Here is a 15,223-nt window from a genome sequence, read left to right as displayed (position 1 = left end):
TCACCTAACGGGTGAACTTCTTTGACGCCCGGATGTTCCACGTTCAGCCTGTGGTCAACCGGCTGCCCGCGGCGGGTGCGGATACCCGCTGCGCACTGAGGAGAAGACATGCGGACGTCGAAAGCTCTCGCCATCGCGGCGACCCTGCTGGCCCCTGCCGGGTTGGTTCTCGTTCAGGCGGGCCCTTCCTCCGCCGAGGTGCCGCCCTGCGGCGCGATCACGATGAACCCCGATTGTCACCCGGTGTTTGCTCCGCCCGCACAGGGCTCGCAGCCGACGTTCCCCTACTCGTCGACGATGACCGTGTCGACCGCGTCGGTCGCCCGCCCCGGCACGACGCCGCGGGTCGTGCAGCTGCCGACCGATGGATCGTGTGAGGGCCAGCTCGCCTCGCAGTGCGCCACGCCGGCGGAACCGGCCTCGGACCTCGCGTCTGCTGCAGCCGCGCCGGCGACCTCGCTGAACGGTCTGCAGCCCGTGGCGTCGGACCGGTCCGTTGCTGCAGACGCAAACCACGACAAGGGCCTGCCGATGGCGCCGGTGGCCGCCGCGGGCACGCTGCTCGGTGGGTTCGCCGCGCTGACCTTGTTCCGTCGTCGGCGGCACAGCAACTAACTGTCTTCCTGCCTATCCCCGGCGACGTTCGCGTCGCCGGGGATACGTGCGTGCGGTGGGCGTTGACGCCGCACAGTGCTCAGCCGGCCGCGCGGTCACACTCCCGCGCCCGCAGTGCCCGCACGATCCCGTCACGGCTCTCCAACAGCAACCGCCGCAGCGCCGGCGGACGGGCCTCGGCGGCCAGGAACTCGTCCACCAACGCCAGCGTCGAGGGGTCGATGCGGTGGCTCGGGAACAGGCCGACCACGATGCCCTGCGCGATCTTGTTAGTGCGCTTCTCCCAGATATCCGGCAGCGCGGCGAAGTAGCGCGACACGAACTGCTCGATCAGGGCCTGCTGCTCGGGCTGGGAGAAACCGGCGATCACCGCGGCCTGGGTGGCATTGGGCAGCGAATCGTCACCGACCACCGAGGCCCACGCCTCCTCCTTGGCCGCGACGGTGGGACGGGCGGCCAACGCGGCCGCGGCGTACCGCCGACCCGCCGCGGTGTCGTCGGAGTCCAGTTCGGCGTCCACCTCCGGCGCCCCGGCCACCCCGCAGGCGACCAGTCGGCGCAGCAGGTGCCAGCGCAGGTCCGGGTCCATCTCCAGGCCGGGCAGCGAACGCGCCCCGGACAACAGCTCGGAGAGCACCGCCAGGTGCTCGTCGGTCTTCGCCACCGAGGCGAACGTGCGCATCCAGGACAGCTGCCGGTCACTGCCCGCGTCGGCCGCGTGCAGGTGCTCCAGCGACGCGTCGGCCAGTCGGCGCAACCCCACCTCGCGCCAGGCCGGGTCGGCGAAGGACCACACCGCGGCGGTGGCTTGGCGTTGCAGTGCCTGCTCGACCACGATGTCGCTCTCCGCGGAGATCCCGCGCAGCACCAACTCGAGGTACTCGCGCGCGGGCAGTTCGGCATCCCGGCACATGTCCCAAGCCGCCGACCAGCACAGGGTGCGCGGCAGCGAGTCCGAGATCGACCCGATGTTCCGCGCCACGGTGGCCAGCGAGCGCGGGTCCAGCCGGATCTTGGCGTAGCTCAGGTCCTCGTCGTTGACCAGCACCAGATCCGCGGCACGGGTGCCGACCAACTGCGGCACCTCGGTGCGTGCACCGGCGACGTCCAACTCGAAGGTGTCCCGGCGGTTGATCTGACCATCCGTCAGGTCGTAGCTACCGATGGCGATGCGGTGTGAGCGCAGCGTCGGGTACTCCTCCACGGCGGTCTGCGTGACCGCGAAGGAGGTGATGGTGCCCGCGTCGTCCACGGTGTACTCCGGGCGCAGCACGTTCACCCCGGCGGTCTGCAGCCACTCCGCCGACCAGGCGCGCAGGTCGCGGCCGGAGGCCTCCTCGAGGAACCCGAGCAGATCGGCGAGCGTGGTGTTGCCCCACGCATGGCGGGTGAAGTACCGCCGGATCGCCTCGAAGAAGTTGTCCCGGCCCACCCAGGCCACCAACTGCTTGAGCACCGAGGCGCCCTTGGCGTAGGTGATCCCGTCGAAGTTGACCTCGACGTCGGCCAGGTCTTTGATGTCGGCCACGATCGGGTGGGTGGACGGCAGCTGGTCCTGCCGGTAGGCCCACGTCTTCTCCACGTTCGCGAACGTGGTCCAGGCGTTTGTCCACCGGGTGTTCTCGGCCTGCGCGAGCACCGAGACGTAGGTGGCGAACGACTCGTTCAGCCACAGGTCGTCCCACCAGCGCATGGTGACCAGATCGCCGAACCACATGTGCGCCAGCTCGTGCAGGATCGTCTCCGCACGCCGCTCGTAGGTGGCGTCGGTGACCTTGGACCGGAAGACGTAGTCCTCCAGGATCGTCACGCAGCCGGCGTTCTCCATCGCGCCGGCGTTGTACTCCGGCACGAACAGCTGGTCGTACTTGGTGAACGGGTAGGGCTGGGCGAACAGCTCGAGGAAGAAGTCGAAGCCGCGCTTGGTGACGTCGAAGATCTCCGCGGCGTCCAGGTGCTCGGCCAGGCTGGACCGGCAGGCCACCGCCATCGGGATCTCCACCTCCCCGCGGCGGTACACGTCGCGTTCCACGTGATAGGCCCCGGCCACCAACGCGGTGATGTAGGTGGAGATCGGCGGGGTGGCTTCGAACGCCCACGCCGCGGCGTCGGACCGGCCCGCGACCGGCCGCGGCTCGGGGGTGACCGCGTTGGAGAACACCGCCCAGTCGCGCGGGGCCAGCACGGTCAGTTGGAACGTGGCCTTCAGGTCGGGCTGGTCGAAGCAGGCGTACACGCGGCGGGCGTCGGCCACCTCGAACTGGGTGTAGAGGTAGGTGCCCTTGTCCACCGGGTCGCGAAACCGGTGCAGGCCCTCGCCGGTGTTCATGTACGCGCAGTTGGCGACCACCCGCAGCGTGTTGTCCGCGGCCACCTCGGGCAGGTTGATGCGCAGGCCGTCGAAGTGCGTCGCCGGGTCCAGGCTGCGCCCGTTCAGCGTCAGCTCGACCACCTCGGGTGCGATCAGGTCCAGGAACAGTGGCCCGGTCTCGGCGTGTGCGGAGAAACCCACCACGGTGGTGGAGCGGAACGTGGGGCCGTCCCCGGTCAGGTCCAGCTCGACGGTGTACGCGCGCACGTCGAGGCTGTCGGCGCGCTGCCGCGCCTCGTCACGCGTGAGATTCTTGCCGGGCACGGCGCTCTCTCCTGTTCGGTCTGCGGGGTGCGCGTCATCGTGTCACGCACCGCACCTGCACCGCTGGGGTGTCGGCGCGTAAGCCGCAGCTCAGGGGGAAGACAATCGCGCTGAGGACGGTTGTCGCTCTAGAGTCGTCCCGAGGAGTGGAAGGACGTTCATGACCGCCACGCTGCCCCGCCACGCTCGGGCCATTCCCGAGGCGCGGAAGGTCGCCGACTTCTGGTTCGACCCGCTGTGCCCGTGGGCCTGGCTGGCCTCGCGCTGGATGCACGAGGTGCAGCGGGTGCGCCCGGTGGACGTCCAGTTCCACCTGATGAGCCTGTACTTCCTCAACCAGGACCGCGACATCTCCGAGGAGTATCGGGGCCGCATCGAGGCCGGCCGGTACATCGGCCGGGTGGTGGCCGCCGCCTCGCGGTTCGGTCCCAAGGCGGTGCCGACGCTCTACACCGAGCTGGGTCGCCGGTTCCACAACCAGGGCCTGGAGCGCGATCAGGAGACGGTATTGGCCGCGCTGGACGCCGCCGAACTGCCCGCGGACCTGATCGAGGCGTGGAAGGACGAAAGCCTGGATATCGAGGTGCGCGCCTCGCACGACCGCGGCCAGGACCTGGTCGGGTTGGACGTCGGCACGCCGATCATCTCGGTGGGCGGGGTCGCGTTCTTCGGCCCGGTGGTCACCCCGGCGCCGACCGGCGAGGAGGCCGGCCGGCTGTGGGACGGGGTGGTCCTGGTGGCCGCCACGCCCGGCTTCTACGAGCTCAAGCGCACCCGCGAGGAGCGGCCGCGCTTCGACGTCGGGGCCGTGGCACTGCACTCCTGATCGGCTGACAGACTGACGCACCGTGCGCGTCTATCTGGGCTCCGACCACGCCGGTTACGAACTCAAGGACCACCTGCTGCGTTGGCTCGAGGAGCGCGGCGACGAACCGGTGGACTGCGGTCCGACCGCGTATGACCCCGACGACGACTACCCGCCGTTCGTGTTGCGTGCCGCGGCGCGGACCGCGGCGGACCCGGGCAGCCTGGGCATCGTCATCGGTGGCTCCGGCAACGGCGAGGCGATCGCGGCGAACAAGGTGCCGGGCGTGCGGGCCGCGCTGGCCTGGTCGCTGGAGACGGCCGAGTTGGGACGCGAGCACAACGACGCCAACGTGATCAGCGTCGGCGCCCGGATGCACACCGTCGCCGAGGCGGTCTCGTTTGTGGAGCGCTTCCTGGAGACGCCGTTCTCCGACGGGGAGCGGCACCTCCGGCGCATCGCGATGCTCACCCAGTACGAGAAGGCCCACGAGCTGCCGCCGCTGCCGGGGGACGCCCCGTTGGACGGCGCTCACCCGGAGCTGCCCGACCTCGGCTGAGGGTGGGACCCGCCACTGTCATACGCGCAGCGTCATCTCCGGGCCCTCCAGAGCCCACAAAATGACGCCCGGCGTATGACAGAACTCGCTCAGATCATGAATGAGCGGAGCGCGCGCGCCCCTACAGCTCGCGCAGGCGCGGCATCACGTCCGCGGCGAACTGCTCCATGAACCTCCCCTGGTCCGCGCCGGGCGCGTGGAAGACCAGGTTGGTGAAGCCCGCGTCCACATAGGGCTTGATGCCGTCGATCGCCTCGTCGGGCTTGGACGCGATGATCCAGCGCTTGGCGACCTGCTCGATGGGTATCTCGTCGGCCAGTCGTTCCATCTCCTGCGCGCTGTGCACGCTGTGCTTCTGTTCCGCGGTCAGCGACAGCGGCGCCCAGAACCGGGTCGCGTGCAGCGCGAAGTCGGCGTCGTGGTCGTAGGAGAGCTTGATCTCGATCATGCGGTCCAGCGACTGCGGGGTGCGTCCGGCCTTCTCGATGCCTTCGTTGAGCGCGGGTACCAGTTCCTCCTGGTAGAGCTTCATGCCCTTGCCGGAGGTGCAGATGAAGCCGTCGCCGGCGCGGCCGGCGTAGCGCGCGACGACCGGGCCACCGGCGGCGACATAGATCGGGATCGGCCGCTCCGGGCGGTCGTAGATCGTCGCGCCGATGGTCTTGTAGTACTCGCCCTCGTGGTCGACGTGGTCCTCGCTCCACAGCCGGCGCATCAGGTCGATGGCCTCCCGCATGCGGGCGAAGCGCTCCTTGAACTCCGGCCACGCGATGCCGGTCACCGCGACGTCGTTGAGGGCCTCACCGGTGCCCAGGCCGAGCATGATCCGGTTCGGGTACAGGCAACCCATGGTGGCGAAGGCCTGGGCGATCACCGCGGGGTTGTAGCGGAACGTCGCGGTGAGCACGGAGGTGCCCAGCGTGATCCGCTGGGTGCGCTCGCCGACCGCGGTCATCCAGGAGATCGAGAACGGGGCGTGCCCGCCGTTGTGCCGCCACGGCTGGTAGTGGTCGGAGACCACGGCGCTGTCGTAGCCGTGCTGCTCGGCGGCCACGCCGAACTCGACGAGTTCGCGGGGGCCGAACTGCTCGGCCGAGGCCTTGTACCCGATCCGGATGGTCATGCGGCTGCCTCCAACAACGCGGTGATTTGCCCAACTTAGTAGGCATACAGGAGGGGCAAAGGACTGGCACAGGCCTGGTAACCGGGCGGGGAAGGGCACCCCAACTCGCCGCGAACGCCAGGGCCATTCGGGTTATCTGCCGACGATGGCCACGCAGACTGCCGAGCTTGCGCGGGCACCGCAGCACCACCGTCGAAGTGGCACGCCGCGGCGCCTGGCGATCCTGCTCGCCGTCGTGGTCACCGTGCTGACCGTGGGTGTGGGCACCTGGAAGCTGGGCTCGAGTGCGGAGCCCGCCGGTGGCCGGGCACCCGCGCAATCGACCACCCCGGTGATCAGCGAGCCACCGATCGCCGTCGCCCCGCCGCCGGATGCGCCGGCCGCGCCCAAGGCGGCGAAGGCGGCCAAGGCGGGTAAGCGCCACACGCCATAGGCTCGACGCCGTGCGGATCGCGGTGTTGGGAGCAGGCGGCGTCGGCGGCTACTTCGGCGCCCGGTTGGCCGCCGCCGGACATCAGGTCACCTTCGTTGCGCGCGGACGCAACCTCGTCGCGTTGCAGGCCAACGGCATCGTGGTGCGTAGCCCACGGGGCGACTTGGCGATGCCGGTGGACGCCACCGACGATCCGACCAAGGCGGTTGGCGCGCAGGTCGTGCTGTTCGCGGTCAAGGGTCACGGGTTGACCACGGCGCTGCCCATCGTGCAGGCCATGCTCGGGCCCGAGGCCTGGGTGATTGCCCTGCAGAACGGCGGGGTGGCCCCCACCGAGCAGGTGGCCGCGGCGGTCGGCGCGGATCGCGTCGTCGGCGGCGCCGCCTACATCTCCTGCCACCTGCGTGCCCCCGGCGTGCTGGAGCATCACCCCGGCCCGGCGGGCATGGCACTGGGGGAGTGGACCGGCCCGCTCTCACCGCGGTTGCGGGAGTTCGCCGACCTCGCCCGCGACGCTGGCATCGACATTGACCTCGTCGATGACGTGAAGGTCATGCTGTGGGGCAAGTTCGCGTTCATCAGTGCGCTGTCCGGCGCCACCGCGAGCACCGGGCGACCCATCGGCGACGTGCGCGGCACCGAGTCCGGGGCGCGTCTGGTGGAGGCGCTGCTGCGCGAGGGTGCCGCAGTGGCCCGGGCAGAGGGTGTGGCGTTACCGGCGGACTACGAAACCACCACCATCGGGCTGCTGCACTCGCTGGACGGCGGCATGCGCAGCTCGCTCTACGAGGACCTGGCGCACGGCCGACCGTGCGAGCTCGACGCGCTGCAGGGCGAGGTGGTGCGCCGGGCCACGCTGGTCGGGGTGCCGGTGCCGGTCACCGCCACCGTGCACGCGGTGTTGGAGCCCTGGGCCGCCGGTGCGACGCCGACGTGGCAGCGGTGAACCGCAGGTCTCACCTGCACGCCGCCGGCGCGGACGACGTCCCGGCGGGCGGGCGCCCGGCCGCCCTGGAGGAACTGCTGGTGCAGGTCGCCAAGGGCGACGAGGGTGCCTTTGCCGAGCTCTACCAACGGATGTCCGCGCCGATCTACGGGCTGGTGCGCCGGGTGTTGCGTGACCCGGCGCAATCCGAGGAGGTCGCCCAGGAGGTGCTGCTCGCGATCTGGCGCACCGCGTCCCGCTTCGACCAGCGCCAGGGCTCCGGCAATGCGTGGGTGATGACCATGGCGCACCGGCGGGCGGTGGACCGGGTGCGCTCCGAGCAGGCCACTGCGGACCGCCATCACCGGTTCGGCGTGCGCGAGGTGGAACCGGACTACGACTCGGTGTCCGAGGCCGTGCAGACCCGGCTGGAGCGCGAGGCGGTGCGCCGCTGCCTGGACTCGCTGACCGGGCTGCAGCGGGAGTCCATCACGCTGGCCTACTACTCCGGCTACAGCTATCGCGAGGTGGCCGAGCAGTTGGAGGTCCCGCTGGGCACCGTGAAGACCCGCATGCGTGACGGGCTGATCCGGCTGCGCGACTGCCTTGGGGCCACCGGCTGAGCTGCGCCGGGCTGCCTGGCGGGCGCTGTGCCCGGCCTGTGCATTCGTGGCCAGTGGATTGCGATTCGGTGTCAGGGCCGGCGCCCCGCGGTATGGGGCAATGATCATGCTGTGCGAGTGGGACACGATGGAAGGACGGGACAGATGCGACGAACCGCCCTCGGGGTGGTCGCCCTGGCGCTGGTCACCGGCCTGGCCGGCTGCGGCAGTTCCGGCCCCAAGATCCCCATCGGCGCCCCGGCGGCGTCGACCATCACCCCGGTCAGCACCGGCAACCCGTACGCGGACCTGCGCACCGCGGCGGGGCACATGCCCGCCGAGGCGCTCACGCTGGCCACCGGCGTCGCCAAGGGCGCGAAGGTCTCCGGCGACCCCACGTCCAACGCCGCGGATCTGCGTGCCCGGTTGACCGCCCTGCTCACCGAGCACGTGTACCTGGCCGGTGCCATGGTGGCCACGCTGTACCACTTCGGCGACAACACGCCGCAGGTGCAGGCCGCGGAGACCGCCGTGGACACCAACGCCACCGACCTGGCCGCCATCATCGGCACCGTCTCGCCGGCCAAGCAGTCCGCGTTCCTGGACGCCTGGCGCGCCCATGACGTGGATTTCCTCGCCTACGCCAACGGTGCCAAGGCCAACGACGACACCGCCAAGCACAACGCCTCGAACGACCTGTTGGACTACGCCAAGAACGCCGGGCAGTTCTTCTCCGATCTGACCGGCGGCTCGTTGTCCGCCTCCGGCGTCCAGGCGGACTTCGTCACCCACATCGCCTCGCTGACCGCGGCCATCGACGCGATGGCCGCGGGCACCCCGGACGCCTTCAGCAAGCTCAAGACCGCCGCCGATCACATGGCGGACAGCGCACAGCTTCTCGCCTCCGGGGTGGCGCGCTCGGCGAATGTGTCCGGGGACTCCACCAGCCCGGCGTCCAAGCTGCGTGCCGACCTGACCGGTCTGCTCACCTCGCACGTGTACCTGACCGGGTTGGCCGTCTACACCGGGTACTCCACCAGCGGCGGCACCGACAGCAACGCGTTCACCAATGCCACCGACACCCTGGACACCAACTCCCAGGATCTGGCCACCGTGCTCGGTGCGGCCGCGGGCAAGGACAAGCAGGACGCGTTCCTGCAGGTGTGGCGGGCGCATGTGGATGACTTCGTCGCCTACGCGAAGGCCGATGCGGCCGACGACGCCAAGGGCCGCAACACCGCACTGAGCAATCTGGACGCCTACCGCACCTCGGCGGGCAAGTTCTTCGCCGACCTCTCCGACGGGGCGTTGAATGCCGATGACGTGGCCGCCGCGCTGAAGGATCACGTGGCCACGCTGGCCGGCGCCATCGACTCGTTGAAGGTCGGCGTGCTGAACGTCCCGGTGGTCATTCCCACCTCCACGCCGACGCCCACGGACCTGTCGGTCTTCGGCGGGGCAACGTCGTCCTCCCCGTCGCCGTCGGAATCGCCGTCGGAATCGCCGTCGGAATCGGCATCGCCGTCCGTGACCGCCACGCCCACCGCGTCCGCGAAGTCGACCGCCTCCATCACCGGCCACTCGCACTGACCTGATCTTCAGGGAAACTGTTCAGGCAGACTGAAGAGTTTTGCTACACTGGCAGCATGACCCGCACTGCCGTGCCCGCCGTCGACGCGCTGACGCATGACCTGTGGTCCGCGCTCTCGCCGCTGATCCGCCGCGTGTTCGCGTCGTACTCGATGCCGTACACCCAGATGAGCGCGTTGTCCCGGCTGGACCGCTGCGGTCCGGCCACGTCCTCGGAGTTGGCCGCCCAGCAGCACGTGCGCCCGCAGTCCATGGCCGCCACGGTCGGGGAGTTGGAAAGCGCCGGGCTGGTGCACCGCACCGCGGACCCGGACGACGGGCGCAAGGTGCTGTTGACCATCACCAAGCAGGGCCGCGAGACGTTGGCCCGGGAGCGCGCGAGTTCCCAGCAGTGGTTGCGGGACGCCCTGTCCGAGCGGCTCAGCCCGGCCGAGCAGGCGGAACTGGCGCGGGTCGTGTCCCTGCTGGAGCGACTGACCGCCGAATGAGCGTGACCACCGCGCCCCTGGCGTTCCGGTTGCCCCGCACCGCCGAGGTGCCGGCGCGGCAACGGGTCCTGTTGCCCGCACTCATCTACTGCGGCCTGTGCCTGGCATTGATCTCGTCGCTGGGTGTGCTGCTGATCCCGACCATCGCGTCGGCCCAGCACGTTTCGCTGGCCTCCGCGGAGTGGGTGCTCACCATCAACCTGCTGGTTGGCGCGGTCAGCACCCCGGTGCTGGGACGAATTGCCGACGGGCCGCACCCGCGCCGGGTGCTGGTGTTCATGCTGTGCAGCGTGCTCACCGGGTCGCTGGTGGCCGCCACCGCCGTGTCCATGCCGCAGCTGCTGTTCGGCCGAGCGCTGCAGGGCCTCTGCTACGGCATCATCCCGATCACCATCACGCTGGCCCGCCGACACCTGCCCGCCCACGACGTGGGTCGTGGGGTGGCCGCGTTGTCGGTGACCGCGGCGACCGGGCTGGGTCTGGGATATCCGTTCACCGGCATCGTCGCGGAGCACCTGGACTACCGCGTCGCGTTCTGGGTTGCCGCCGGTTTCTCCGCCAGCGCGCTGTGCCTGGTGCCCTACGCCGTCCCCGGCTCCACGCCGGTGGAGCGGCGCGACAGCCCGATCGTCGGCTGGCTGCTGCGTTCCGCCGCGCTCGGTTCGGGCGTGGTGGTGCCCGGTGGTCCGGTGGCCGCGCCCGCTCCCGAACACTCCAAGCACTCCGGCGGGAGCTTCGACGTGGTCGGCACCGTGCTGCTCGCGCTCGGCCTCAGCTCGCTGCTGATCGGTCTGTCGGAAAGCCCCGAGTGGGGCTGGGGTTCGGCCAAGGTGTTGGGCCTACTCGTCGCCGCCGTGCTCGTCTTCGCCGGCTGGGCCTGGTGGGAGTTGCGCGCCGCGGCGCCACTGGTCCGGCTCGACCTGTTGCGCAACCCCGAGGTTGCGGTGGCCAACATGGCCGCGGTCGGCCTGGGTGTCTCGATGTTCATCGGCTTCGCCGCGGTCGGCCAGCTGGCGCAGACCCCGCACAGCACCGGCTACGGCCTGGGCCTGACCGTGTTCATGGCCGGCGTGGTGATCACCCCGCTGTCCATCGGCAGCCAGATCGCCAGCCGGGTCGCCGCGGTGCTCACGCGACGGTTGGGTGTGCGGCCGTTGTTGATGCTGGGCGCGGTGTTCGTGATCGTGGCCAGCTCCATGTTGGCGTTGCGCCACGACCGGCTCTGGGAACTGCTGGTGGCGATGACGCTGTTCGGCTTCGGCATCGGCAGCACGTTCGCCGCGATGCCCACGCTGATCATCCAGTCGGTGCCGGTCGGCCAGGTGGGCAGCGCGACCAGCTTCAACCAGGTGCTGCGGACCATCGGCGGCTCCATCGGCTCGGCGATCACCGGGGCAGTGCTGGCCATGCAGGTCAAGAACGGCTTCCCGGTCGACTCCGATTACCGCAATACCTTCGCGATCAGCGCCTTCCTGTGCGCCCTGCTGCTGATCGCGCTGCTGTTCGACGCTGCCCGTGCCCGTCGACGGAGCAGCGTGGCGTAGCTCGACCGACCCCGTCGCGGGCCGGTGGGGTGGTGCCCTGATACTCCTGTGGGTCCCAGGTGTCCCCGGGAGGACCGTTCATGACCACACCCTCCTCGCGCGAACAGCACGAGGCGCTCGTCGCAGAGCTGCGCGAGCGAATGCGCGCGCGGGCCCTCGGCGGGCCGAAGTCCGCGCGGGAACGGCACGTGGCGCGCGGCAAGTTGCTGCCCCGCGACCGGGTGGACCGCCTGCTCGACCCCGGCAGCCCGTTCCTGGAGATCGCCCCGCTGGCCGCGGAGGACATGTACGACGGGGACTCACCCGCCGCCGGGATGATCACCGGCATCGGCCGGGTGTCCGGACGGGAGTGCCTGATCGTGGCCAACGACGCCACCGTCAAGGGCGGCACCTACTACCCGATGACGGTGAAGAAGCACCTGCGTGCGCAGGAGATCGCGCTGGCCAACCGGCTGCCGTGCATCTACCTGGTGGACTCCGGCGGCGCGTTCCTGCCGCGCCAGGACGAGGTGTTCCCGGACCGCGAGCACTTCGGCCGGATCTTCTACAACCAGGCCACGATGAGCTCGATCGGCATCCCGCAGATCGCGGCGGTGATGGGCTCGTGCACCGCCGGCGGCGCCTACGTGCCGGCCATGTCCGACGAGGCCGTGATCGTGCGCAACCAGGGCACGATCTTCCTCGGCGGGCCGCCGCTGGTGAAGGCGGCGACCGGGGAGATCGTCACCGCCGAGGACCTCGGCGGCGGCCTGCTGCACTCGCGCACCTCCGGGGTCACCGACCACCTCGCCGAGGACGACCTGCACGCGCTGGAAATCGTCCGCGGCTCGATCGCCACCCTCGGCCCGCCGGACGCCCCGGCCTGGTCGCGCGCCGAGACCGTCGCCGCGCGCCGGCCACAGAGCGACCTCTACGACGTGGTGCCCAGCGACCCGCGCATCCCCTACGACGTGCACAAGGTCATCGAGATCCTCGCCGACGGCGGTGAGCATCAGGAGTTCAAGGCCGAGTACGGCACCACCCTGGTGACCACCTTCGCCCGGCTGCACGGGCACCCGGTCGGGGTCATCGCCAACAACGGCGTGCTGTTCGGGGAGTCCGCGCAGAAGGGCGCGCACTTCATCGAGTTGTGCGACAAGCGGAAGATCCCGTTGTTGTTCCTGCAGAACATCACCGGGTTCATGGTGGGCCGCGCCTACGAGGCGGGCGGCATCGCCAAGCACGGCGCCAAGATGGTCACCGCGGTGGCCTGCGCCCGGGTGCCCAAGCTGACCGTGGTGATCGGCGGATCATTCGGCGCGGGCAACTACTCGATGTGCGGGCGGGCCTACTCACCCCGGTTCCTCTGGATGTGGCCGAACGCCCGCATCTCGGTGATGGGCGGCGAGCAGGCCGCCTCGGTGCTGTCCACGGTGCGCGGGGAGCAGGTCGAGGCCAAGGGCGGCACGTGGAGCGCGGAGGAGGCCGAGGCCTTCAAGGCCCCGATCCGCGACCAGTACGAGCACCAGGGCAACCCGTACTACTCGACCGCGCGGCTGTGGGACGACGGGATCATCGACCCGGCGGAGACCCGCACCGTGTTGGGGCTGGCGCTGACGGTGTGCTCCCGTGCGCCCCTCGAGGGAGTTTCCTACGGCGTCTTCCGGATGTGAGGGCATGTCAGAGAAGATTCGACCGTTCCGCACCGTGCTGGTCGCCAACCGTGGCGAGATCGCGGTGCGGATCATCCGCACCGTGCACGCCATGGGGCTGCGCGCCGCCGCGGTGTTTTCCGACGCCGATGCCGATGCCCGGCATGTGCACGAGGCCGACGTGGCCTACCGCCTCGGCCCCGCCGCCGCCTCGGCCAGCTACCTGTCGGTGCCGCGGCTGTTGGCGGCGTGCGAGGCGACCGGCGCGGACGCGGTGCACCCCGGCTACGGGTTCCTCTCCGAGAACGCCGCCTTCGCCGCGGCTCTGACCGAGCGCGGCATCATCTTCGTCGGCCCGCCCGCCAACGCCATCGCGGTGATGGGCGACAAGATCACCGCGAAGAACACCGTGGTGGCCAATGGCGTGCCGGTGGTGCCCGGCGTGGCCCGGCCGGGCATGTCGGACGCGGACCTGATCGAGGCCGCCGAACAGGTCGGCTATCCCGTGCTGATCAAGCCGTCCGCCGGTGGCGGCGGCAAGGGCATGCGGGTGGTCACCAAGACCGCCGAACTGCAGCCCGCGTTGGACTCCTCACGCCGCGAATCCCGCACCGCTTTCGGCGACGACACCCTGTTCGTCGAGCGGTTCGTCACCTCCCCGCGGCACATCGAGGTACAGGTGCTCGCCGACACCCACGGCAACGTGATCCACCTCGGCGAACGCGAGTGCAGCCTGCAGCGCCGCCACCAGAAGGTCATTGAGGAAGCCCCGTCGCCGATGCTGGACGCGGCCACCCGCGCGCGCATCGGCGAGGCCGCGTGCGCCACCGCGCGCAGCGTGGACTACGTCGGCGCGGGCACCGTGGAGTTCATCGTCTCGGCCGACCGGCCCGACGAGTTCTTCTTCATGGAGATGAACACACGGCTGCAGGTCGAGCACCCGGTTACCGAGTTGGTCACCGGCGTGGACCTGGTGGAGTGGCAACTGCGCATCGCCGCCGGCGCCGAGCTGACGATCCGTCAGGACGACGTGACGATGACCGGCCATGCCATCGAGGCCCGGCTCTATGCCGAGGACCCGTCCCGTGGCTTCCTGCCCACCGGCGGGCAGATCCTGGCGCTGTCCGAGCCCACCGGTGCCGGAGTCCGGGTGGACTCCGGCATGCGGCCAGGGTTCTTCGTCGGCTCGGACTACGACCCGATGCTGGCCAAGGTCATCGCACACGGTGCGGACCGGGGCGAGGCGCTGAGCCGGTTGGACGGTGCGCTGGCCGACACCGTGCTGCTCGGCGTGACCACCAACATCCCGTTCCTGCGCACGCTGTTGGCCCACCCCGACGTGGTGGCCGGGAAGTTGGACACCGCGCTGCTGGACCGCATCGCCGCCGAGCACACGCCCGACCCGGTGCCCACCGCCGCACTGCTCGCCGCCGCTGCGGCGGACTGGCTTGCCGCGACCGACCACGCGGCCGTCGCCGACCCGTGGGAGACCGGACTGGGCTGGCGGCTGGGTGACCCCGCCCCGTACCTGGTGCGGGTGGCCACGGCGGCGGGCAACACCGCCTTGGGCATCACCGGGTCACCCGCTGCCGCGGTCGCGACGATTCGCCCGGACGGGGAGGACGAGGCCGCGAGTGAGACCAAGTTCGCCTGCGCCCATGAGGACGACCGGGTGGCGGTGGAGCGCGACGGCCTGCGTACCGTGCACCCGGTGGCCGTGGTGCCCGACGGCTGGTGGGTGCACGCCGAGGGCGCGACGTATCACCTGCGCCATGCCCGGCATGAGCGGCTGCGCGGCGACACGGAGGCGGTGGCGTCCGCGGACATCACCAGCCCGATGCCCGGCTCGGTGCTCGCCCTGATGGTCGAGGAGGGCGCGAAGGTCGACCGCGGCGACGCGGTGGTGGTGGTCGAGGCGATGAAGATGGAGCACACCCTCGCCGCCGGTGCCGACGGCGTGGTCACGCTGCTGGTGCGGGTCGGGGAGCAGGTCGCGCTGGATCAGCCGCTGGCCCGGGTGACCCCGGCGGAAGCCTGAGCACGCGGCCACGACACCTAGAGCAAAAGGTCGAGCGGCGGTGGTCGCCAGTGCTGGTTTCGTCTGGGTGTTCGTGGCGGGTCGATCCATGGTGGTGGGATCACGTGTGGGTGGCCGTCTGCGCCGAGTTCGGCTTCCCAGTCGTGGTGGTGGATCGTGTCGTGGTGGTGGTCGCAGAGCAATACCAGGTTGTCCAGGTCCGTGGGACCCCCCTCTTCCCATGGGATGAGGTGGT

The 15,223-nt window shown here is 70.5% G+C and carries 14 protein-coding genes; 11 read left to right on the top strand and 3 right to left on the bottom strand.

All coding sequences use genetic code 11. The features are described from left to right. The first annotated feature begins 108 nt into the window (after nucleotides 1-108). Nucleotides 109-615 (top strand): hypothetical protein, encoded by a 507-nt coding sequence (locus VGJ14_07490; GenBank protein ID HEY2832249.1) that lies wholly within the window; start codon nucleotides 109-111, stop codon nucleotides 613-615. Between the two features lie 79 nt (nucleotides 616-694). On the opposite strand, the gene pepN is transcribed toward VGJ14_07490, so the two are convergent. Further along, a complete protein-coding gene (gene pepN / locus VGJ14_07485; protein HEY2832248.1) occupies nucleotides 695-3,250 on the bottom strand; it encodes an aminopeptidase N in 2,556 nt (851 codons plus the stop codon). Between the two features lie 160 nt (nucleotides 3,251-3,410). Here pepN and VGJ14_07480 point away from each other — a divergent pair, with 160 nt between their 5' ends. Continuing rightward, nucleotides 3,411-4,076 carry a disulfide bond formation protein DsbA gene (locus VGJ14_07480; GenBank protein HEY2832247.1) on the top strand — a complete coding sequence of 222 codons (666 nt, stop codon included), beginning with the start codon at nucleotides 3,411-3,413 and terminating at the stop codon, nucleotides 4,074-4,076. A 22-nt stretch (nucleotides 4,077-4,098) separates the two neighbouring features. Then, nucleotides 4,099-4,614 carry a ribose-5-phosphate isomerase gene (locus VGJ14_07475; GenBank protein HEY2832246.1) on the top strand — a complete coding sequence of 172 codons (516 nt, stop codon included), beginning with the start codon at nucleotides 4,099-4,101 and terminating at the stop codon, nucleotides 4,612-4,614. Nucleotides 4,615-4,735: 121 nt separating this feature from the next. Here VGJ14_07475 and fgd read toward each other — a convergent pair whose 3' ends face one another. Next, nucleotides 4,736-5,737, bottom strand: coding sequence for a glucose-6-phosphate dehydrogenase (coenzyme-F420) (gene fgd / locus VGJ14_07470; GenBank protein HEY2832245.1), 1,002 nt, complete (start codon nucleotides 5,735-5,737; stop codon nucleotides 4,736-4,738). 145 nt (nucleotides 5,738-5,882) lie between these two features. Here fgd and VGJ14_07465 point away from each other — a divergent pair, with 145 nt between their 5' ends. The 8 genes from VGJ14_07465 to VGJ14_07430 all read left to right on the top strand — a co-directional run bounded on the left by VGJ14_07465 (nucleotide 5,883) and on the right by VGJ14_07430 (nucleotide 14,988). After that, the gene (locus VGJ14_07465; protein ID HEY2832244.1) at nucleotides 5,883-6,170 is read left to right on the top strand and encodes a hypothetical protein; all 288 of its coding nucleotides are present in this window, start codon (nucleotides 5,883-5,885) and stop codon (nucleotides 6,168-6,170) included. A 10-nt stretch (nucleotides 6,171-6,180) separates the two neighbouring features. Beyond that, nucleotides 6,181-7,116, top strand: a complete 936-nt coding sequence (locus VGJ14_07460) for a 2-dehydropantoate 2-reductase (protein ID HEY2832243.1) — start codon at nucleotides 6,181-6,183, stop codon at nucleotides 7,114-7,116. After that, complete coding sequence (locus tag VGJ14_07455; GenBank protein HEY2832242.1) at nucleotides 7,113-7,718, top strand: sigma-70 family RNA polymerase sigma factor; 606 nt, start codon at nucleotides 7,113-7,115, stop codon at nucleotides 7,716-7,718. The genes VGJ14_07460 and VGJ14_07455 overlap by 4 nt, the downstream gene beginning before the upstream one ends. 144 nt (nucleotides 7,719-7,862) lie before the next feature. Beyond that, on the top strand, nucleotides 7,863-9,287 hold the full coding sequence (locus tag VGJ14_07450) for a hypothetical protein (protein ID HEY2832241.1): 1,425 nt from the start codon (nucleotides 7,863-7,865) through the stop codon (nucleotides 9,285-9,287). Nucleotides 9,288-9,343: 56 nt separating this feature from the next. After that, nucleotides 9,344-9,775 (top strand): MarR family transcriptional regulator, encoded by a 432-nt coding sequence (locus VGJ14_07445; GenBank protein HEY2832240.1) that lies wholly within the window; start codon nucleotides 9,344-9,346, stop codon nucleotides 9,773-9,775. Further along, a complete protein-coding gene (locus VGJ14_07440; protein ID HEY2832239.1) occupies nucleotides 9,772-11,319 on the top strand; it encodes an MFS transporter in 1,548 nt (515 codons plus the stop codon). The genes VGJ14_07445 and VGJ14_07440 overlap by 4 nt, the downstream gene beginning before the upstream one ends. An 80-nt stretch (nucleotides 11,320-11,399) precedes the next feature. Then, complete coding sequence (locus VGJ14_07435) at nucleotides 11,400-12,971, top strand: carboxyl transferase domain-containing protein (GenBank protein HEY2832238.1); 1,572 nt, start codon at nucleotides 11,400-11,402, stop codon at nucleotides 12,969-12,971. A 4-nt stretch (nucleotides 12,972-12,975) separates the two neighbouring features. Further along, entirely contained in the window at nucleotides 12,976-14,988 is a 2,013-nt protein-coding gene (locus VGJ14_07430; GenBank protein HEY2832237.1) for an acetyl-CoA carboxylase biotin carboxylase subunit, read from the top strand. Between the two features lie 17 nt (nucleotides 14,989-15,005). Here VGJ14_07430 and VGJ14_07425 read toward each other — a convergent pair. Continuing rightward, nucleotides 15,006-15,223: HNH endonuclease (locus tag VGJ14_07425; GenBank protein HEY2832236.1), on the bottom strand; the 218-nt coding region annotated here is incomplete at its 5' end.

The sequence above is a fragment of the Sporichthyaceae bacterium genome (assembly GCA_036493475.1).
In the GTDB taxonomy this organism is placed as follows: domain Bacteria; phylum Actinomycetota; class Actinomycetes; order Sporichthyales; family Sporichthyaceae; genus DASQPJ01.
This window is presented reverse-complemented; position numbering and strand designations above follow the sequence as displayed.